Source organism: Catenulispora sp. MAP12-49, assembly GCF_041262705.1.
GTDB lineage: Bacteria > Actinomycetota > Actinomycetes > Streptomycetales > Catenulisporaceae > Catenulispora.
Map to the genome: position 1 here is coordinate 227732 of NZ_JBGCCP010000014.1, position 19429 is coordinate 247160.

The following is a 19429-nucleotide window of genomic DNA, read 5'->3' on the forward strand; positions in this document are numbered from 1 at the left end:
TAACGTGTTCTAGTTCGGCAAGGAGCCCTGATGACCACGGACCTCAAGCTCGGCCTCCAACTCGGCTACTGGGCCTCCAAGCCGCCCGAGTACGACTGGGTGGGTCTGGTGAAGTACGCGGAGGACCTCGGCTTCGACTCGGTCTGGACCGCCGAGTCCTGGGGCTCCGACGTGTTCACGCCGCTGGCCTATCTGGCCGCCAGCACCAGCCGCATCCGCCTGGGCACCGGCATCGCGCAGATGGCGGCCCGCACGCCCACCGCCACGGCGATGCACGCCATCACCCTGGACCACCTGTCCGGCGGCCGTGTGATCCTGGGCCTGGGCCTGAGCGGCCCGCAGGTCGTCGAGGGCTGGTACGGCCGGCCCTATCCCAAGCCGCTGGCGCGCACGCGCGAGTACGTCGAGGTGATCCGCAAGGTCCTGCGCCGCGAGACGGTCACCAGCGACGGCGAGTACTACCCGCTGCCCTACCGGGGCCTGGACGCGATGGGCCTGGGCAAGCCGCTGCGCACCAACCTGCGTCCGCTGCGCAAGGACCTGCCGATCATCCTGGGTGCCGAGGGCCCCAAGAACGTGGCCTTGACCGCCGAGATCGCCGACGGCTGGCTCCCGCTGTACTACGTCCCGGAGCGCCCCGAGGTCTACGCCGACCAGATCGCCGGCGCCAGGGACGGCTTCGAGATCACCGCCATGGTCCACCTCGCCTTCACCGGCTCCTCCGCCGAGGACATCGAGCAGGCCCTGTGGCCCATCAAGGGCGCCCTGGCTTTCTACGTCGGAGGCATGGGCGCCAAGGGTGCGAACTTCCACAAGAACCTGATGGTCCGCATGGGGTACGAGGCCGAGGCCGACCGCATCCAGGAGCTGTTCCTGGACGGCAAGCGCGAGGAGGCCGTGATGGCCGTCCCCAGCGCCTTCGCCGACGAGATCTCGCTGGTCGGCCCGGCCGAGCGGATCAAGGAGCGGCTGGCGGCCTGGCGGGCTTCGCCGGTGACGACGCTGCTGGTGACAGCGCGGGAGCAGGAGACGCTGCGCGCGCTGGCGGATTTGGTCCTGTAGCCCGTTTTGGTTCTATGGCCCGAGTCGGTTCTATAGCCCGAGTCGGTTCTGTCGGCGGCAGGCTCGCGATCAGCAGGTTCTCCAGGCGTTCGTGGAGGCGGACGACCTGCGGGTCGCGGGCCGTGAAGACGGCGTCGGACAGCAGCAGGGCCAGCAGTTCCTCGCGGGCGGCGGCGGTCAGCGAGTCCAGTTCGACCGCGGTGGTGAACACGCTGAGCGCGAGCTTGTCGTAGAGCTCTGTCTCGTGCTGGAACTTCGCCTTCAGCCGGGGCAGCGAGCGGGCCAGCTCGATGATCGCCTCGTCGGCCGGCTCGGTCAGGTACGGGGCCACGAACGCCGTGGTCAGCAGCGCGGTGGCGGTCACCAGGCGGCCGTCCTTGGTGTTGTACAGGGCGTTCCCCAGGGTCGGCAGCGCGCCGGCCACCGCCATCATGTTGTGCATCGCGACGTCCATGCGCCGGTCCATCAGGAAGTTCGCCCGCCGCGCCAGCTCGTCGTGCGAGTGCGACTCCCACCGGCCGCCGTCGGGCCACGGCACGTCGGGGATGTCGTACGACCACTTCATGTCGGGCTTGGCAGCCGGTACGACGGCTGGCCCGACGTGCACGATGATGTCCCGGCCCTCCCCGTGCCACACGCGCTCGACCGCCAGGGCGTCGGCGAGCCCGTTCCAGCCCTCGCCCCGGACGCAGCTGCGCCACAGGTTCGACAGCCGGTGCCATTCGTACACCGCGCCGTTGCCCTTCTCCGGGAACAGCTCGCGCAGACTGACCCGGTCGCGGGTCAGGGCCAGCAGCAGGAACAGGTTCGCGTTCCAACAGCTGGCCCGGGTCACCACCTCGGCGGCCACCGGCTGGTAGTCGGAGTACGTGTGGTCGGTGCGCTGCATGAGGCTGCCGTGGAAGAGCTTGACGACGATGTCGGTCATGGCGCTGCGCATCGCCGGGGCGTGGTGGGCGATCAGCTCCCCGATGTACTCCACGATCGGCGCGCGGGCCGCCAGGCAGTCGAACGACAGCAGCGCGTAGAGCATCGCGTCGTTGACCGTCCGGGACACCGCGTACGTCGACGCCAGGTGCTGCGCGGCGAGCTCGGCGAGCAGCCGCACGACCAGGCGCGCGATGAGGTACTCGCTGAAGGTGGCGTGCAGGAACTCATAGGTCTGCAACTCCCCGCCGTCGCGGGTGGCCTGGACGTTGTGGATGAAGAAGAACCGGCCCACCATCTGCTGCCCGGCGCTGAGCGTCGAGCGGAAGGTGTTCTGGTTGCGCTCGGCCTCCCAGATGCCCAGGGCGCGCAGGTCCTCGGTGAGGCTGTCGGCATCGATCCACTGCGCGCCCCGGTTGAACATGGAGAAGGCGACGATCGACAGCCGCAGCAGCTCCACCTCGATCCGGCGGTCCAGGTCGGAGATGTCAGGGTCCTTCGTCAGCTCGCGGCGGGCGAAGTCCTTCAGCAGCTGCTCGTACACCGCGCTCTGGCTCAGGCCCGGGGAGACCGCGGTCAGCGCGTTGTCCGTGGCGTCGTACAACGCCAGCATCAGCAACAGCAGCGGCTGCTCGGCCAGCGTGCGGTAGCGCAGGATCGTGGGCGCCGACAGCGGCAGCACGGAACGATTGGCCAGCGTCGCGCTGTTCGCCCGGTTCCAGATGTCGATCCAGGCGACGATCTGCGCGTCGTCGAACGGCTCCAGCCGGATGATCGGCATGTCGCTGGGCAGCGTCGCGCGGCCGGCGACGGCGGTCCGGCTGGTGACGATCACCGCGACTGAGCGGCCCTGGTCCAGTTCGCGTTCCTGGAAGCGTTCGATCCGCTGCAGGAAGTCGGTCTGGGCCACCCCGGTGGCCTGCAGCAGCTCGTCGAAGCCGTCCAGGATCACCACCGGGGTCAGGGCCGGGTCGGCGGTGGCGAAGCGGGTCCACTGGACGTCCTGGCCGGTCTGCTCGCGGATCGCGGACTCGATGTAGTCCTGCAGGTCGGCCTCGGCGTTGACGCGGCGCAGCTCGACCCGGACCGGCAGGAAGTGCTCGGCCGGCAGGCGCGCGGCCAGGATGCGGGTGAGCACCGACTTGCCGGAGCCGGGCTGGCCGAGGATCAGCAGCGGCGTGCTCAGCGCGTATTCGGACATCAGGTAGGTGCCCAGCAGGGTGGGCAGGTCGTGCCGCAACTCGTGCCGGTCCCAGCTCTGGCTGGTGGGAAGTCTTCCGAAGGCGAGCCGGAAACTGTGGTCGACGTAGCCCTCGCCCAGGGACGGCAGCGTCAGGTGGGAGTCCGGGCCGTTGGTGAGCAGGATCGGCTTGGCCAGGCCCGCCCGGTAGGCGCGGGCCAGGGCTTCCTGTTGGTGCGCGGGGAATCCGGCCGTCAGCGGGGCCAACAGCGTCTCCAGGCTCGCCAGGCCGGCGGTCAGCCGCTCGCGGGTCGCGGCGTGGGCCTGGAGGTTGACCCAGACCCCGAACTCGGGGCATTCGGCCGACAGGCGCCGCAGGTTCTCCTGGTAGCGCGCGGCGGCCTGGTCCGGCACCTGCTCTTTCAGCAGAGTACTGAGACGGTCGTGCTCGGTCGCGGTGAGCTCGTCCCACAGCGCCAGGCCGGTGAGGAACCGGAAGGAGTCCGCGGCCATCTTCGCGAAGATGGCCAGCGAGGTGTTGTCCCACAGCGGCGAGCCGTAGTTCTCCTTGCGGCACAGCTCCTGGAACAGGGCGCGCCACCCGAGGTCTGATTCGGAGCCGGTGGCCAGGGCCGTTTCCTGGGATGCCGAGAAGTGGACGGTCCCGGCGTCCTGGAACTCGCTCATAGCCGCGCCGAAGGCGTCGAAGTACGCGGTGATCCTGATGATCTCGTGCGCCGCGTGGATCCGTTCGGTGCGGGTCAGCCGGTCCAGGCCGCGCAGCTTCTCGCCGAACCTGTCGAGCACCTTCTCCAGCAGTCTGAGCGCCTGCTGCCGGGCTTCGAACAGGTCGAACACCCCCGCGCCCAGCAGCATCGTGGCGCTGGCCTCGTCTATCAGCTTGACCAGCTGGTTCTCGCCTCCGGCCAACACTTTGACCGCGTCCGTATATCGCAAAGACCGCCGCATCCGACCATCATGTCGGCTGCGGCGGTCTGTGATCTACTTGTATCAGGGTTCTCAAAAAACTCGCGGTTCTCACGGGCTCGGCGGCGGCCCGTCCTGGTCGGCCAGGAAGCGCTCGAACTCCGCGGCCAACTCGTCGGCGGTCGGCATGCGGCCGTCGTTGTCGGACAGCAGGTTCTTGCGGTCGGTCACGTTGAAGGCGTCGTACTGCCGCTCCAGGGCCCGCACCACGTCCTCGACCTCCGAGGACTCCTGCACCTGGCGCTCGATGTCCTCCGAGGCCCGGCGGGCCGCGTCGCGCAGTTCGACGTCCGGCAGGACCAGGCCGGTGGCCTCCGAGACCGAGCGCAGCAGCCGGATCGCAGCCTGCGGATACAGGGAGGAGGCCAGGTAGTGCGGGACGTGGACGGCGAAGCCGGCGGCGTCGTGGCCCCACTCGCCCAGGCGGTACTCCAGCAGCGAGGCCGCCGAGCTCGGGACCTGCAGGCGGTCCAGGACCGGCTGGTCGGTGGTGTCGACCAGGCCGGGGTTGGTGGCGTGGGCGGTGATGCCCAGGGGGCGGGTGTGGGGGATGCCCATCGGGATGCCGTGCATGCCGACGGTGATGCTCACGTCGAAGTGCTCGACCAGGGAGCGCACGGCCAGCGCGAACAGCTCCCACTCCCGGTCCGGCTCCAGGCCGTCCAGCAGCAGGAACCGCTTGCCGGCGCCGTCGGTGAGCAGGTGCAGGTCCAGCGCCGGGTCCTCGTAGTGGTCGTAGTGGTCCTTGTCGAAGGTCATCGTGGGGCGCCGGCTGCGGTAGTCGATGAGCCGGTCCACGTCGAAGGACGCCACCAGGCGGTGGTCGAACTGGTCCAGGAGGTGCTCCGAGGCCAGCCGGCCGGCCCCGCCGGCGTCCATGAAGCCTTCCATCTGGTGCAGCAAGACCACGCCGGCCAGGCCCGGTGTGCCGGGCGCCAGCTCGTACAGAGCCTTCGGATCCTTGCGCGCGACCACTTGAAGCACCTCATCCGTCTTTGTCGTGGCTGTCCGGCGGTTCACGTCCAGCCTAACCATCAGCGGCGAACGGGTGGTGATCTATTCCTGCTCCAGGCGGGCTCATCCGCGGGCGTTCGCCGGTGTTTCAGGACGCCGAACGGCGGATCCGCCCGGCGAATCTCGCCTCGAGAACGTCGTTGTGGGCGTCGCCGCCGATGGAGTTGGCCGACAGGTACACCGGCGGCTCGACACCGCGTTCGGCCAGCAGCCGCACCGCCTCGGCGATGGTCATCTGGGCCAGCACCGCGTTGCCGACCGAGGAGATCCCGCAGACGTTCGCGCCCAGGGAGGGCAGCGGCAGCACCGAGTCGCCGTAGGGGGCGCCGTTGTCCAGCACCACGTCCGCGAAGTCCTTCAGACGCTTGCCGGAGGAGTGCCGCGAGGTGATGCGCGCGGTGTGCTCCAGGGAGGTGATGGCGATCAGCTTGTGGCCGGCCGCGATGACGTGCTCGGCCAGATCCACGATCACGCCGTTGCCGCCGGAGTTGGAGGCGATCACGAACACGTCCTGCGGCTCCACCGGCGCCAGGTCGTAGATCCGCTTCGCCAGCCCCTCGCGGCGCTCGATCTTGGGATCGTTGAGGAGGTCCACCGGCTCGCCGCCGAACAGGATCAGGTCGCGCAGCGCGAGCTTGTTGCTCGGCACGAACCCGCCGGCCCGCCCGGCCACCTCCATGGCCAGCGCCTCGGAGTGCCCGGTCCCGAAGGCCTGCAGCACCCCCTCGGCCGCGATGGAGTCCGCGATCAGCGCTCCGGCGGCCAAGACCGCGTCCGTCTGGGTCTTCTCGATGTGCTCCAGCACCCGGCGCACCTCGGCGAGGTATCCGGTCGGCGACAGCTCCGGCGGCAGGGACTCCATGGGCTTCTCCCTCAATGCGTTGGGTCTGGCGCGTGTGGTCTAAACCACACCGATCCGGCTCCATCAAAGCAGATCCGCGCCCGGGCCACGAGGGTTTGCGTGAACACCCGTCTTCCTGGGACCATTGATCTCATCGAAGGGGAGTACTCCTCAATCGGACGGATCGTCATCACGGAGCCGAAGGCTCCCGGTCCCCCGGCCTGAGCTGCGGTTTCAGCGTTTCAGGTGGAGAAGACTTTCGGCGCTTGGGTATGCCGTCGTGCATGCCATGACAACGCCGGAGGAGTCCCGCAATGCACGTCAGCCTCACCGTCTGGATCGCCACCATCGCCGTGCTGGCCGTGGCCGTGGGCCTGGACCTGTGGCACGGCATCCGGAACCCGCACGCGATCAAGCCCCGCGAGGCCGCCGTCTGGGTCACCGGGATCGTGGCGGCCAGCATCCTGTTCGGCATCGGCGTCTCGTACTTCGGCGGGCACCGCTACGGCAGCGAGTTCTTCGCCGGCTGGATCACCGAGTACAGCCTCAGCGTCGACAACCTGTTCGTCTTCGTCATCATCCTGACCAAGCTGCGCGTCCCGCGCGCCTACCAGTCCCAGGTGCTGCTGTGGGGCGTGGTGATGGCGCTGGTCCTGCGCGGCTTCTTCATCGGCGTCGGCAGCGCGGTCATCAACCAGTTCAGCTGGATCTTCTACGTCTTCGGCGCGTTCCTGGTCTACACCGCGGTCAAGCTGGCCACCGGGCACGGCGATGAGGAGTTCAAGGAGAACCGGCTGCTGCGCCGGGTGCGCAAGGCCGTGAAGACCACCGACGACTACGACGGCGCGCGGCTGGTCACCCACGTCGGCGGGCACCGGCGCTTCACCCCGATGCTGATCGTCATGGTCGCCATCGGCTCCACCGACCTGCTGTTCGCCCTGGACTCGATCCCGGCGATCTTCGGGCTCACCAAGGAGCCGTACATCGTCTTCACCGCCAACGTCTTCGCGCTGCTGGGCCTGCGGCAGCTGTACTTCCTGCTCGGCGCTCTGATGGACCGGCTGGTGCACCTGTCCTACGGACTGTCGGTGATCCTGGGCTTCATCGGCGTGAAGATGCTCTTCGAGGCGCTGCACGGCTCCGGGGTCGAGCACATCGGGCCGGTCACCATCCCCACCATCGGCATCGCCGCCTCGCTCGGCGTGATCATCGGGGTGCTGGCGATCACCACGGTGACCAGCCTGTGGAGCACGCGGCGCGCGGATGCCGGTCCCGACAAGGCGGCCGGGGACAACCAGACCGAGCAGCAGGCCGAGGAGCAGACCGAGGTTCAGCCCCCGAGGTAGACCCAGAGGTGGACACAGGGCTGAAAACCCTTATCCGGCCCCACTTCTCGCGGACCGGCCGGATGTGGGATGCTGCCGCGCGCACATCTCGTCAGCATTCTCCTCAGCATCCTGTCGGACCCAGGGGGGTCAATGAACGGCTTCGTGAAGTTCGTCGTGCGCGGCAACGTCGTCGGGCTGGCCGTCGGCGTCGTCATCGGCGCCGCGTTCGCCGCGATGGTGACCGCGTTCACCGGCGCCTTCCTCACACCGCTGATCGGCTGGGCGACCGGCGGCATCGGCGACTACAGCAAGAAGGTCTTCACGCTCGGCAAGACGACGTTCCCCTACGGGACGTTCATCAACGCCGGCATCAGCTTCCTGCTCACCGCCGCGACTCTGTACTTCCTCATCGTGCTGCCGGTGAACAAGCTCACCGAGGAGCTGAACCCGCACCACGACCTGTCCCACGCCAAGCGCGCCTGCCCGGAGTGCCTGCAGCAGATCCCCGCGCGGGCCCGCCGGTGCAGCTTCTGCACCTCGCAGGTCAACCCGATCCTCGACGAGGACTCCACGGACCTCACCGACGAGGCTCCCGGCGAGATCCCGCTGCACACCGCGCTGCCGGAGATGAAGCTCCCCGAGCCGGTCATGGCCGTCGAGGCCAAGCCGGTGGCCGCCGCCGGGGCGGCGGACGCGTAAAAGGCCTCATCCCCTCCCTCATGCGGCGACCAATAAGGTCGCCGCATGAGCTTCTTGCAGGGACCGCTCTTCGTCCTCACAGCGGTCGTCACCGTCGTGGTCCTCGCCTCGATCGTGCGTCGCCTGCTCGGCGTCCGGTTCTCCGCCACCCGCCTGGTCGTGGCCGCCGGGATCTCCTCGGCCATGTCCAGCACGATCCTGACCGCGATGCTCGGCCCCAGACTGCCCGACGGGACCCTGGCGGACTCCAAGAAGCCGCTGCTGCTGGTGCTGTCCCTGCTGATCATCCTGTTGCCCAGCATGGTCTTCCTGGTGGTCGCCGAGGCGCTGGCGCCCAGCGGCAGCCTGCCGACGCCGCTGGAGTGGATCAGGGGCCTGCGCAGCCGGGTGGCCCGCTCGCGCCGCTACTGGCGGTTCACCATGATCCTGATGCGCCACGGCCTGGGCCCCTACCTGCGCGGCCGGCGTCCCCAGGCCAATATCGGACGCTCACTGCGCGAAGCACTGAACGAGGGCGGCCTGACCTTCATCAAGTTCGGACAGATCCTGTCCACCCGGCGCGACCTGCTCCCGGCCGAGATGGTCGACGAGCTGTCGCTGCTCCAGCACCAGGCCGCCTTCGTGCCGTGGCCGGAGATCGAAGCGGTGCTGACCGCCGAATACGGCTCGGCCGAGACGGTGTTCGACCGCTTCGACCGCGAACCGCTGGCCGCCGCCTCGGTCGCGCAGGTGCACACCGCGCGCCTGGTCTCCGGCGAGGAGGTCGTGGTCAAGGTGCGCCGGCCCGGTGTGACCGGCCAGGTGAACCGGGACCTGGACATCATCCGGCGGCTGGCCCGGACGCTGGAGCGGCGCACGTCCTGGGCCCGGTCCCTCGGCGTCAAGGCACTGGCCGAGGGCTTCGCCGCGGCGCTGCGCGAGGAGTTGGACTTCCGCATCGAGGCCCGGAACCTGGCGGCCGTCGCGGTCACCCGGGTCGAGGGCGTGGCGGTCCCCAAGGCGTTCACCGAGCACTCTTCGAGCCGGGTGCTGGTGATGGAACGCTTCGAGGGCGTGCCGCTGCGGCGCGCGCTGCCGGAGCTGGCCCAGCGCGGGATCGCCGCGCGGGAACTGGCCGAACGGCTGCTGGACTACCTGCTGCGCCAGGTGATGGTCGACGGCGTCTTCCACGCCGATCCGCACCCCGGCAACATCCTGCTGCTGACCGACGGCCGCCTGGGCATGCTCGACTTCGGTTCCGTGGGCCGTCTGGACTCCTCGCTGCGCTCCTCGATGCAGCGGCTGCTGGCCGCCGTCGACGCCGGGGACCCGCTGTACCTGTGCGACGCGGTGCTGGAGGTGATGACGGCGCCGGAGGAGATCGACGAGGCCGCGCTGGAACGGGACCTGGGGCGCTTCACCGCCCGGCACCTGCGCAACGACTCGGGGTTCGACGTCGCCATGTTCACCGACCTGTTCCGGATCGTCAGCTCCTACGGCCTGGCGGTCCCGGCCGAGGTCGCGGCGGTGTTCCGGGCGCTGGGCACGCTGGAGGGGACGCTCACCGAGCTGGCGCGGGACTTCGACATCGTCACCGAGGCCCGCAAGCTGGCCGGCGGGTACGCGGCCGCGCAGCTGCGGCCGGAGGCGCTCAAGCGCGAGGCGGCCGCCGAACTGGTCGCCCTGATGCCGATGCTGCGGCGGCTGCCGCGCCGGGTGGACCGGCTGCTCGGGGCGGCCGAGGGCGGGCGGCTGAGCGTGAACGTGCGGCTGTTCGCCGACCGGCGGGACCGGGACGTGGTCACCGGGCTGGTGCACCAGGTGCTGATCACGGTGCTCGCCGCGACGTCCGGGCTGATGGGCGTGCTGATGGTGGGGCGGCAGAACGGGCCGATGGTCGGCAAGTCGGTGAGCCTGTACCAGTTCCTCGGCTACAGCTTCCTGGCGGTGGCCAGCGTGCTGGCGCTGCGGGTGCTGGTGGTGGTCTTCCGGCGGCCGGAGGATTGATGCCGGGGTGCTGAGGCCGGGTTCTGAGGCCCTCAGGTTCTGAGGCCGGGGGCTGAGGCGCTGAGGTTCTGAGCTTTTGAGGCCTGGCAAGGGAATCAGCTTCTGGTTCGACCTCTAGGACGAGGGTTGGGGGCCGGTTTCACGTCGACCACTGCCAGTTGGTGTCAGTGAAGCTGCCGACACTTGGTCCCATGGAACTCGCCGATGCCACGCGGCGGGCCGAGCGGTTGCTCGTGCCCGCCGCCTTCGTCACCGCCCTGGGCAACAACGTGCAGCTGATCGCCGGGGCGCTGCTGATGATCCGGAGCGACAAGACGATGTTGTCGGTCGGATTGTTGTTCATCGCGGTCGCGGTGCCGCAGGCGGTGCTCTCGCCGTACTTCGGGCGGCTGGCCGACCGGTACGACCGGCGGCGACTGTGGATCGGGTGCGATGCGACGTCGGCGGTGCTGGCTTTGGCGTTGCCGGTGTGGCTGACGCTCGGCGGGGCCAAGGGGCCGGGGGTGTACGCGGCGAACTTCGCGCTGGCCGTGGTGGCGGCGCTGTTCTTCCCGGCGAGCAACGCGATGATCAAGGAGCGGGTGCGGGCCTCGCAGGTGCGGCGGTTCACCGCGAACTACGAGATGGCCACGCAGGCCGGGATGCTGATGTCGGCGACGGTCGGCGGGTTGCTGGTGCAGCGGCTGGGGGCGTCGCCGCTGTTGGTGTTCAACGCCGGGACGTTCGTGGTGTCGGCTTTGCTCGTGGGGTCGGTCGGGGCGTTGCCCCGGAAGGTAGAGCCAGAGGTGAAACCAGAGGTAGAACCAAGAGCTGAAAGCGTTGCCAGGACTCAGATCTCGGTCGGCATGGCTTCTCTCAGCTCTGCCGTTCCCGGCGGGCAGCCGGTTCCTCTCGTCCGCCTGATCCTGCTCTATGCGCAGGGCAGTGTCGTGGTGACGGTGTTCAACGCGCTGCTGCCCAAGCTGGTGATGGGGGAGTGGGGACGCGGGGCCGGGTTGTTCGGGGTCGTCGACGCGATCGGGAGTCTGGGGTTCCTGGCGGCCACGGTGTTCTACAAGGTCGTGGGGCGGCGGTTCGGGGATCTGCCGATCGCGGTGGTGGGGTTCTTGGCGTGCAACACCGTGTTCGTGCTGCAGCCGCAGTTCGGGCCGGGGTTCCTGGCGATCGGGGTGGCGATCGGGGCGTTCACGTTCGGGACGGCGCGGATCGCTTCGCGGACGCTGGTGATGACCAGCGTGGACGAGGCGCACGTGGGCCGGGCCTTCGGGCTGGCCAACGGCGGCGGGCTGGCGGCCACGGTGGTGGTGATGCTCGGGGTCGCCGAGCTCACCGACCACACCGACACCCGGTGGGGGTTCGCCGCGACGGCCGTGGTGAGCGTGGCGGCGGCCTTGGCGGCCGGGGCGCTGCTGCGCGGGCGGCTCGGATCTGGTGGGACCGGTGTTGCCGGTGGTATTAGTGATCACGGCGGGAGCGGCGATCTTCCAACCGGTGGCCCATCCGCCGCCGGCGTCTGTCACATTCCCGCGAACGCGGACGTCGAAGTGGTGACCGCCTGAGATCGCCCGTAGAACAGCCCGCCCGCAGAATGTGGAGCCATGACCGACGCCGAGCAGCTCGCCGAGTTCTTCCAGTCCCAGCGCCCGCACCTGAGGGCGGTGGCGTACCGCATGCTCGGGTCGCTGGCCGAGGCGGACGACGCCGTGCAGGAGGCCTACCTGCGGCTGAACCGCTCGGACGTGGCGCAGGTGGAGAACCTGGCCGGCTGGCTCACCACGGTGACCGGCCGCGTCTGCCTGGACGTGCTGCGCGCCCGCCGCAACCACGGCGAGGAGGACCTGGAGGGCCCGGCCGGCGTCGAGGCGGTCGAGGCCACCGAACGCGACGCGCTGGCCGACCCGGAACTGGCGGCCGAGCTCTCGGACTCGGTCGGCCTGGCCCTGCTGGTGGTGATGGACACCCTGGCCCCGGCCGAACGCCTGGCCTTCGTCCTGCACGACCTGTTCGCCGTCCCCTTCGAGCAGATCTCCCCGATCGTCGGCAAGTCCACGGCGGCGGTCCGCCAACTGGCCAGCCGCGCCCGCCGCCGCGTCCAGGGCCAGGGCGAGGAGTCCGAAGCCGACCGAGGCCGCCAGCGCGAGGTCGTCAGCGCCTTCCTGAAGGCCTCCCGCGGCGGCGACTTCGCCGGCCTGCTCAAGCTCCTGGACCCCGACGTCGTCCTGCGCGGCGACCCGACCGCCGTCGCCATCGGCGCCGTCGCCGAACTCCGCGGCGCCGCCGACGTCGCCGGCCAGTTCTCCGGCCGCGCCGAAGCAGCGCAGCTGGCGCTGGTGGACGGCAGCGCCGGCCTGGTCTGGTCGGTGGGCGGACGCCCGAAGGTCGTGTTCGACTTCGTGATCGTCGGCGGACGCATCGTGGGCATCGAGATGCTGGGCGACGCCGGGCTGCTGGGCGACCTGGCGGTGGAGGTCGTGGCGGTGGCGGGGGAGTAGATAACTGGCCCCAGGAGGTCGGACGGGCCGGCATGCTGATCGAGCGGCATGTCGGCAGGGCCACAGCACCACAGCAGCTCGACCAGCCGGCATGTCGGCAGCACCACGGCGGCTCGACCAGCCGGCATGCTGATCGGCGTGCGGCGGCTCGGCACCGGCGAGCATGGCGACCGGCCAGCAGGCAGACAGATCAGCGCGGGGCGATTTGGCGCAGGCGAGCGCGGCGATCAACCGGCTTGCTGATCGGCGTGCGGCGGCTCGGCACCGGCCAGCGCGTCACCCGACTGGCTTGGCGGCTGTCGGGCAGGCGCCGGGTGACTTCGCGGTAGTAGCCCCGGTCGCCGATGTGGAGCATCGGGTAGAGCTGGAAGCGCAGTGGTGTTTCGTGGCGTGACAGCGTGATCGCCGCCGCGCGCACGCCGACGATGCTGTCCTCGACGATCTGCACCTGTGCGCCCCCTAGCTCCCGTCCGCCGCGCCGTCCGCCGCGCCGTCCGCCGCGCCGTCCGCCGCGCCGTCCACCGACACCACCGCCGGTGGTGCCCATCCGCCGTCGCTGTCCGGCGGGCATGCGCGGAGCATCGTCGCGCCCGAGACCAGTAGGAGCGCGACCGGTAACACCGTGGCCGCGGTTGTTGCGGCGATAACCAGGGCCTGGCCTCGGCGGGTGAGGGTGGGGTCCAGGCGTAGGAGGCGGCGGATGCGGCGGAGGGTCGGGGAGGAGTCGATGGCGAGGGCGGTTTCGGGGACCGGGTCGTAGCCGGGGGCTCGGTCGGCGGGGTGGGCGCTGCCGATGACGGCCAGGGCCGCGGCGACGGTGGGGGCTCCGGTGTGGGCCACGGCGGCGTCGTCGGCGATGAGCTCGACCACGCGGCGGGTCTCGCGTTCGGCGTAGGCCAGGAGCTTGATGTGCGGCATGGTGCGGCGGACGGCGGCGGCCAGGGCGATGATCAGGTGGTGGCGTCCGGACATGTGCGCCCGCTCGTGGAGCAGGACTGCCTCCAGCTGCTTGGCGGTCAGGCGTTCCAGGGCGCCGGTGGTGATCACCACGTCGCCGGGCAGGCAGTAGCAGGCCGGTGCCGGGTGGTCCAGGACCAGGACGTCGAGTTCGGCGTCGCGGGTGGCCAGGATGCGGAGCATGTCGGTGTGCGCACGGCGGCGTCGGCGGGCCGTGCCGAAGGTGGCGGCCAGGCAGTACAGCAGGCGGGCCGAGAGCAGGACCGCCGAGATCCAGCCGAGGTGGCCCAGGGCCGTGCCCAGCGAGCCGTGGTCGGCGACCTGGAGCTGGTCGGCGCAGGAGTCCAGGGCCGGTGAGAGTTCGGACAGGCCCTCGACCAGGGTGAACGCCAGGGCCAGGCCCGCGCCGACGGTGGCCAGCAGGAACGAGCACGTCAGGATCTGCAGCAGGGCCACCGTCAGCCGCGGGGCGCGGTCCGAGGGCCAGTGCCGGGCCAGCAGCGGAGGTGCCAGGAGCGCCACCGCGAGTGCGTAGACGACCAGGATGAGCGCGGCCGTCACTGCATCCGCTCTTCCTCCGCGGCCGGGTGGGGCGACGCCGGGGGGCAGATCTCCAGGGCCGCGCGCAGCGCCTTGGCCTCCTCGTCGGACAGCTGCTCCAGGAAGTGGACGAACGCCACCGCCTGGTTGTCGCTGGTCGCCCACGCGTCGCGCATCAGCCGCGCGGTGTACGACTCGCGGGAGGCCACCGCCTCGTAGATGTACGCCCGCCCCTGCGGCTGACGGCGCAGCCATCCCTTGCGGTGCAGCTTGTCCATCACCGTCATGACCGTGGTGTAGGCGAGGGACCGGTCGGCGTTGAGGTCGTCGAGGATGTCGCGAACAAGCACCGGGCGGTTGCGCCGCCATATGCGGTCCATGACCGCCGCTTCGAGGTCCCCGAGTTGTCGCATCGCCACGGCCGTAAGCCTAGAGGTTTCTTTTGGCTGCCGACCAGGGCTGTGACCGCCGGATTCAGGGTTTGAGGGGGTGAGAGGGCAGCCACGCCGGTGTCGCGGGCGGCATCGGGGCCGCCGGACGCGTCAGCGGACGCGGGGCGGGACGCGACTACGGTTGCGAAACGTCGGAGGGATGCGGCCTGTGCCGGTGGTGCGGCTTGAGCTTGGCGTGCGGCTTCGCTTCCGGCTTCGGCGCGCCGGCGGCAGGCGTCCCGGCGGCAGGCTTCCCGATGACCGGTGTCCCAATGACCGGCGTCCCGATGGCGGGCATTCCGGCGACCGGCGGCGCGAAGTGCACGAGCGGCGCGGCCGGGACGAGGATGCCCGGGATTCCAGCCCCGGCGACCCCACCGCTCACCACACTGTCGGCGGTCCGCCCGATCATCGGCGCCGGCCGCACCGCACCCCGCCCGCCGGAGGCGCCGGCGGCGATGAGGATGACGCCGGTGAGGGTCATCCCCACGGACAGTGCGAGGTGGACCCGGCGTGTGGGACGCACCCAGGCCGCGTACGAGCCGTCGACGGTCATGCGGCCACCCTCGCCGACCACGGCACCGATTCCCGCCCGATTCCCGCCTCCGGGCCGCGCGCCGCGGGATCGCGTCACACGTTCGGCGCATTCGTCGGATCAGCGCAATCGTCAGACCTCCCGCGCCCGGCCGCCCGGGGTGGCGGAATGTGGCGCTCGGCGCCGTGCCGGAGCCTCAGGACGGAAATCCTCACTGTCAGTGTTCTTCCACCCCTGGTGGAGTATCCCGATTTGAGCTCGCATTGAGAAAAACAACACGCGCGGTATTGCCTTCCGGCACGCTGGGTGAGCAGAATGGCAGGACCCTGGCAAACATTATTAACGAATTACCCTGATTTTAGGCGATACGGGCGCGCTCGCGGCGCTGTGAGGTGACGGTTCGATGAGGCTAGTAGTGGCCGGCCGCAGGGACGACCGGGTGCAACCGGCGTTGGACAACGCACTGCGCCTGGACGGGTTCGCGGTCCGGCGGCTGCGCGCCGACGATCTGCCGGGCATGGCGGCGTTCTCGCCGCACGCCGTGCTCCTGGATCTCGGGTTACTGGACGAGGAGGCGCTCGCGTTGTGCGAGCGCATCCGCCGCCAGACGGAGGCCGCGCTGGTCGCGATCACCGCGCGCGCCGACCGCGGGCTGTGGATCGAGGGGCGCCGGATCGGCGTGGACGACTTCGTGGTGAAGCCCTACGGCCTCACCGAGCTGTCGACGCGCATCCGCGCCGCGGTGCGCACGCCGACCGAGCGTCCGGACCACCTGGGTGTCGGGCCGGTGGTGGTGGACGCCGAGGAGCGCCGGGTGAACGTGCACGGCCAGCCGGTGGTCCTCACCCGCAAGGAGTTCGACCTGCTGCACCTGCTGGCGAGCACGCCGGGGGCGGTGCTGTGCCGGGAGCTGATACTGCGGAAGGTGTGGCACACCACCGAGAAGTCGGCGAACCGGACGCTGGAGGTCCACATCGCGACGCTGCGGGCCAAGCTCGGCGTGCCGGACCTGATCCGGACGGTGCGCGGGATCGGGTACGTGGCGGACGCGGAACTGCCCAGGAGCATCAGGGTCTGAGGTGACAGAGACTGAGGGCCGTCGGCGGACCCCGCTTGCCGGCCCTCAGTCCTTCGTTTTCCCAGAAGCCAACGCCCGCGCCACCGCATCCGTGCGCGCCGACTCCGCCCGCAGCTCGGCGCGCCGCTCCTGCCAGCGTTCCAGCATCCCGGACAGCTCCCCGCGCAGGAACTGGAACATCAGCACCGACTCGGTCAGCCGCCGTCCGGCCGGGGTGTCCGCGCCGACCACCCCGACGCCCTCGGCCAGGCTCTTCTCCCAGCGTGCCATGATCGTGTCGCGCTCGAACAGGGCGTCCTGCCAGACCTCGTCCAGCACCCGGTAGCGGTCGCGCCGGGTGCCGGGCTCGCGTTCGCGGGTGACCAGGTTGACCTGGGACAGGTAGCGGATGGCGCCGGAGACGGCGGCCGGGGAGATGTCGAGCAGGTCCGACAGTTCCTGGGAGGTCAGGCGGCCGTCGTCCTGGGTGATCAGGGCGGCGAAGACGCGGGAGGGCATGCGCGGGATGCCGCTGTCGGTCAGCACGCCGGCGAAGCGCTCGATGTACACCAGCAGCGGGTCGGGGGCCGGCCGGTCGGCGTCGTCCTTGCGCATGACCCCACGGTAGCGGTCGCGCTCGCACTTTCATAACATTCACAAAACTCTGAAGATTCGGAGTAGCATCGGCGGCATGACGACTGCGATCAGCGCGTCCGGCCTGGTGAAGACCTTCGGCCGGACCCGCGCGCTCGACGGCCTGGACCTGACGGTCCAGGAGGGCGAGGTCCTGGGCTTCCTGGGACCCAACGGGGCCGGCAAGTCGACGACCATCCGCGTGCTGCTCGGCCTGATCCGCGCCGACGCCGGCCGGGCGAGCCTGCTGGGCGGGGACCCCTGGCGCGACCGCGTGGCCTTGCACAAGCGGCTGGCCTACGTGCCCGGCGACGTCACCTTGTGGCCGAACCTGTCCGGCGGGGAGGTGATCGACCTGCTCGGCGGGCTGCACGGCGGGGTCGACGCGCACCGCCGTGCCGATCTGCTCGAGCGCTTCGAGCTGGACCCGACCAAGAAGGGCGGCCAGTACTCCAAGGGCAACCGCCAGAAGGTGGCGCTGATCGCCGCCCTGGCCTCGGACGTGGAGCTGCTGGTCTTCGACGAGCCGACGTCCGGCCTGGACCCGCTCATGGAGGACGTGTTCCGCCAGTGCGTGGCCGAGGAGCGCGAGCGCGGCCGCACCATCTTGCTGTCGAGCCACATCCTGTCCGAGGTCGAGGCGCTGTGCGATCGGGTGAACATCATCCGCGCGGGCAAGACCGTCGAGACCGGGTCGCTGGCCGAGCTGCGGCACCTGACCCGGACCACCGTCGAGGCCGAACTCGCCGGGCCGGCGGCCAGTCTGGCCGGCCTGGCCGACCTGCCCGGCGTGCACGACGCGAAGATCAGCGCTCAGAAGTTCACCGGCCAGGTCGACACCGACCACCTCGACGGCCTGCTCAAAGCCCTGACCGCGATCGGTGTGAAGACGCTGGTCAGCCGGCCCCCGACGCTGGAGGAGCTGTTCCTGCGGCACTACGAGCCCGAAGGGGCGGTGCGGCGGTGAGCGCCGCGACGGCAGGCGAGAAGAGCGTGAAGAAGACCACGAAGAAGACCTCAAAGAAGACCACGAAGAAGACCTCGAAGTTCGCCCCGCGGCCCGGCGCCCAGAAGGACGCCGACGGCGGTCTGCGCACCCTGATCAAGCTGGCCTCGCACCGCGACCGCATCATGCTGCCGGTCTGGATCTACGCGCTGCTGGCGACCGTCGGCAGCACCGCCTACTCGCTGAAGAAGCTCTACCCGGCGCAGAGCGACCGCGACAAGCTCGCCACCAGCATCGGCGCGAACCCCTCGCTGCGTGCGCTGTACGGCCCGCTGTACGACACCCACAGCCTCGGCGCGCTGACCGCCTGGCGCACGCTCGGGTTCGGCGGCCTGCTGATCGGCATCATGGTGGTGCTGCTGATCACCAGGCACACTCGGGCCGAGGAGGAGTCCGGGCGTCTGGAGTTGCTCGGGTCCGGCGCGGTCGGACGCAACGCCCCGTTGAGCGCGGCGCTGACCATCGCCGTCGGCGCCTGCTTCGGGATCGGGCTGCTGGCGGCGGCGGTGATGGTGGCGTTGGGGCAGGGCGTCGGCGGCGCGCTGGCCTTCGGGGCCTGCCTGTTCGCGGTCGGCGTGGCGTTCGCCGGGACGCAGGCGGTCGCGGTGCAGCTCACCGAGACCGGCCGGGCGGCCAACGGGATCGGCGCGCTGATCCTGGGCGTGGCGTATCTGCTGCGGACGGTCGGCGACGCGGCCGGGACCAAGGGCGGCGCCGGCTGGGTGGCGTGGCTCTCGCCGCTCGGGTGGATCGAGCGGGTGCATCCGTGGGCCGGGAACCGGTGGTGGGTCGTCGCTGTGACGCTGGCAGCCGGGGTCGTGGCCGCGGTCGTCGGCTACCGCGTGCAGAACGCCCGGGACCTGGGCAGCGGACTGCTGCCGCAGCGTCCGGGGCCGGCCGCCGCCGGGCCGGGGCTGCGCGGCGTCTTCGGGCTGGGGCGGCGGTTGCAGCAGCCGACGCTGCTGGGCTGGATGGCCGGGATCTTCGTGTTCGGGATCGTCATGGGCTCCATCGCCAAGGGCATCGACCAGTTGCTGAACGACAACCAGCAGGTCGAGAAGATCATCGGCCGGTACGGCGGGGTGCGCGGGCTGACCGACTCCTACCTGGCCACGGCCGTCAGCTTCCTGGGGATGGCCGCCGCTTTCTATGCGGTGCAAGCGGTTCTGCGGCTGCGCGGGGAGGAGACCTCCGGACGCGCCGAGCCGGTGCTGTCCGGCTCGGCCGGGCGGCTGGCGTGGGCTGGCAGCCACTTGGTGTTCCCGGCTGTCGGCAGCGCTCTGGTGATGGCCGCTGGCGGCCTCGGGGTGGGCGTCGGGGCCGGGGCGGTGCTGGGCGATTTCTGGGGCCGGGTCGGGCAGATGGTGAAGGCCGGCCTGATCACCACGCCGGCGCTGTGGGTCATCGCCGCGGCCGCGGTGGCGCTGTTCGGGCTGGTGCCGAAGTGGACGTCGGCGGCGTACGGGGTGTTCGGCGTGATGGTGTTCATCGCCTATCTGGGGCCGTTGGTCAACGCCGGGCAGTGGTTCTTGGACCTGACTCCGTACACGCACATCCCCAAGGTTCCCGGCGGCACCTTTACGTGGACGCCGCTGGTCTGGATGACGGTGGTGGCCGCGGTGCTCAGCACCGCCGGGCTGCTCGGGTTCCGGCGGCGGGACGTGTCCTCGGCGTGAGGCGTTCTGCTACCGTTGATCTCATGAAGCGCGCCATGCAGACGACGACGCCGGACACCGTCCCGGCGCGCTGATTCC

Annotated in this window: 17 protein-coding genes; 9 read left to right on the plus strand and 8 right to left on the minus strand. The window is 70.4% G+C overall.

Annotated elements, in window-relative coordinates; translation table 11 throughout:
• Window positions 1-30: 30 nt before the first annotated feature.
• Complete coding sequence (locus ABIA35_RS25235) at window positions 31-1062, plus strand: LLM class F420-dependent oxidoreductase (protein WP_370344924.1); 1032 nt, start codon at window positions 31-33, stop codon at window positions 1060-1062.
• Here the strand turns inward: ABIA35_RS25235 and ABIA35_RS25240 are convergent.
• The 3 genes from ABIA35_RS25240 to ABIA35_RS25250 all read right to left on the minus strand — a co-directional run bounded on the left by ABIA35_RS25240 (window position 959) and on the right by ABIA35_RS25250 (window position 6032).
• Window positions 959-4102: an NACHT domain-containing NTPase gene (locus tag ABIA35_RS25240; protein WP_370359523.1), complete on the minus strand. Its 3144-nt coding sequence runs from the start codon at window positions 4100-4102 to the stop codon at window positions 959-961. The two genes, ABIA35_RS25235 and ABIA35_RS25240, sit on opposite strands and share 104 nt — an antisense overlap.
• Before the next feature lie 105 nt (window positions 4103-4207).
• Window positions 4208-5131, minus strand: coding sequence for a proteasome assembly chaperone family protein (locus ABIA35_RS25245; protein WP_370344926.1), 924 nt, complete (start codon window positions 5129-5131; stop codon window positions 4208-4210).
• 127 nt (window positions 5132-5258) lie between these two features.
• On the minus strand, window positions 5259-6032 hold the full coding sequence (locus ABIA35_RS25250) for a sugar isomerase domain-containing protein (protein WP_370359525.1): 774 nt from the start codon (window positions 6030-6032) through the stop codon (window positions 5259-5261).
• A 293-nt stretch (window positions 6033-6325) separates the two neighbouring features.
• Between ABIA35_RS25250 and ABIA35_RS25255 the strand changes: the two genes are divergently transcribed.
• The 5 genes from ABIA35_RS25255 (at window position 6326) to ABIA35_RS25275 (ending at window position 12516) form a co-directional block, all read left to right on the plus strand.
• A complete protein-coding gene (locus ABIA35_RS25255; RefSeq protein WP_370359526.1) occupies window positions 6326-7357 on the plus strand; it encodes a TerC family protein in 1032 nt (343 codons plus the stop codon).
• Between the two features lie 132 nt (window positions 7358-7489).
• Window positions 7490-8038, plus strand: a complete 549-nt coding sequence (locus ABIA35_RS25260; protein WP_370344929.1) for an MscL family protein — start codon at window positions 7490-7492, stop codon at window positions 8036-8038.
• A gap of 45 nt (window positions 8039-8083) precedes the next feature.
• The gene (locus ABIA35_RS25265; protein ID WP_370344930.1) at window positions 8084-10024 is read left to right on the plus strand and encodes an ABC1 kinase family protein; all 1941 of its coding nucleotides are present in this window, start codon (window positions 8084-8086) and stop codon (window positions 10022-10024) included.
• Window positions 10025-10215: 191 nt separating this feature from the next.
• Window positions 10216-11583, plus strand: coding sequence for an MFS transporter (locus ABIA35_RS25270; protein ID WP_370359527.1), 1368 nt, complete (start codon window positions 10216-10218; stop codon window positions 11581-11583).
• Between the two features lie 39 nt (window positions 11584-11622).
• Complete coding sequence (locus tag ABIA35_RS25275; RefSeq protein WP_370359528.1) at window positions 11623-12516, plus strand: sigma-70 family RNA polymerase sigma factor; 894 nt, start codon at window positions 11623-11625, stop codon at window positions 12514-12516.
• Between the two features lie 190 nt (window positions 12517-12706).
• Here the strand turns inward: ABIA35_RS25275 and ABIA35_RS25280 are convergent, their stop codons facing one another.
• The 4 genes from ABIA35_RS25280 to ABIA35_RS25295 all read right to left on the minus strand — a co-directional run bounded on the left by ABIA35_RS25280 (window position 12707) and on the right by ABIA35_RS25295 (window position 15000).
• Window positions 12707-12964, minus strand: coding sequence for a hypothetical protein (locus ABIA35_RS25280; RefSeq protein ID WP_370359529.1), 258 nt, complete (start codon window positions 12962-12964; stop codon window positions 12707-12709).
• 11 nt (window positions 12965-12975) lie between these two features.
• The gene (locus tag ABIA35_RS25285; protein WP_370359530.1) at window positions 12976-14034 is read right to left on the minus strand and encodes a M56 family metallopeptidase; all 1059 of its coding nucleotides are present in this window, start codon (window positions 14032-14034) and stop codon (window positions 12976-12978) included.
• The gene (locus tag ABIA35_RS25290) at window positions 14031-14426 is read right to left on the minus strand and encodes a BlaI/MecI/CopY family transcriptional regulator (RefSeq protein WP_370344980.1); all 396 of its coding nucleotides are present in this window, start codon (window positions 14424-14426) and stop codon (window positions 14031-14033) included. The genes ABIA35_RS25285 and ABIA35_RS25290 overlap by 4 nt, the downstream gene beginning before the upstream one ends.
• A 154-nt stretch (window positions 14427-14580) precedes the next feature.
• Window positions 14581-15000 carry a hypothetical protein gene (locus ABIA35_RS25295; RefSeq protein ID WP_370359531.1) on the minus strand — a complete coding sequence of 140 codons (420 nt, stop codon included), beginning with the start codon at window positions 14998-15000 and terminating at the stop codon, window positions 14581-14583.
• A 382-nt stretch (window positions 15001-15382) separates the two neighbouring features.
• Between ABIA35_RS25295 and ABIA35_RS25300 the strand changes: the two genes are divergently transcribed.
• The gene (locus ABIA35_RS25300; RefSeq protein ID WP_370344936.1) at window positions 15383-16057 is read left to right on the plus strand and encodes a winged helix-turn-helix domain-containing protein; all 675 of its coding nucleotides are present in this window, start codon (window positions 15383-15385) and stop codon (window positions 16055-16057) included.
• 45 nt (window positions 16058-16102) lie between these two features.
• On the opposite strand, the gene ABIA35_RS25305 is transcribed toward ABIA35_RS25300, so the two are convergent.
• The gene (locus ABIA35_RS25305) at window positions 16103-16651 is read right to left on the minus strand and encodes a GbsR/MarR family transcriptional regulator (RefSeq protein ID WP_370344937.1); all 549 of its coding nucleotides are present in this window, start codon (window positions 16649-16651) and stop codon (window positions 16103-16105) included.
• A gap of 76 nt (window positions 16652-16727) precedes the next feature.
• Between ABIA35_RS25305 and ABIA35_RS25310 the strand changes: the two genes are divergently transcribed.
• Entirely contained in the window at window positions 16728-17636 is a 909-nt protein-coding gene (locus tag ABIA35_RS25310) for an ATP-binding cassette domain-containing protein (RefSeq protein ID WP_370359532.1), read from the plus strand.
• Window positions 17633-19351: an ABC transporter permease gene (locus ABIA35_RS25315; RefSeq protein WP_370344939.1), complete on the plus strand. Its 1719-nt coding sequence runs from the start codon at window positions 17633-17635 to the stop codon at window positions 19349-19351. The genes ABIA35_RS25310 and ABIA35_RS25315 overlap by 4 nt, the downstream gene beginning before the upstream one ends.
• Window positions 19352-19429 lie beyond the last annotated feature (78 nt).

Excerpts from the sequence above, each read along its gene's own strand:
- ABIA35_RS25235 (WP_370344924.1), top strand. The coding sequence starts at position 31 with ATGACCACGGACCTCAAGCTCGGCCTCCAACTCGGCTACTGGGCCTCC.
- ABIA35_RS25250 (WP_370359525.1), bottom strand. The coding sequence starts at position 6,032 with ATGGAGTCCCTGCCGCCGGAGCTGTCGCCGACCGGATACCTCGCCGAG.
- ABIA35_RS25255 (WP_370359526.1), top strand. The coding sequence starts at position 6,326 with ATGCACGTCAGCCTCACCGTCTGGATCGCCACCATCGCCGTGCTGGCC.
- ABIA35_RS25260 (WP_370344929.1), top strand. The coding sequence starts at position 7,490 with ATGAACGGCTTCGTGAAGTTCGTCGTGCGCGGCAACGTCGTCGGGCTG.
- ABIA35_RS25265 (WP_370344930.1), top strand. The coding sequence starts at position 8,084 with ATGAGCTTCTTGCAGGGACCGCTCTTCGTCCTCACAGCGGTCGTCACC.
- ABIA35_RS25270 (WP_370359527.1), top strand. The coding sequence starts at position 10,216 with ATGGAACTCGCCGATGCCACGCGGCGGGCCGAGCGGTTGCTCGTGCCC.
- ABIA35_RS25275 (WP_370359528.1), top strand. The coding sequence starts at position 11,623 with ATGACCGACGCCGAGCAGCTCGCCGAGTTCTTCCAGTCCCAGCGCCCG.
- ABIA35_RS25290 (WP_370344980.1), bottom strand. The coding sequence starts at position 14,426 with ATGCGACAACTCGGGGACCTCGAAGCGGCGGTCATGGACCGCATATGG.
- ABIA35_RS25295 (WP_370359531.1), bottom strand. The coding sequence starts at position 15,000 with ATGACCGTCGACGGCTCGTACGCGGCCTGGGTGCGTCCCACACGCCGG.
- ABIA35_RS25300 (WP_370344936.1), top strand. The coding sequence starts at position 15,383 with ATGAGGCTAGTAGTGGCCGGCCGCAGGGACGACCGGGTGCAACCGGCG.
- ABIA35_RS25305 (WP_370344937.1), bottom strand. The coding sequence starts at position 16,651 with ATGCGCAAGGACGACGCCGACCGGCCGGCCCCCGACCCGCTGCTGGTG.
- ABIA35_RS25310 (WP_370359532.1), top strand. The coding sequence starts at position 16,728 with ATGACGACTGCGATCAGCGCGTCCGGCCTGGTGAAGACCTTCGGCCGG.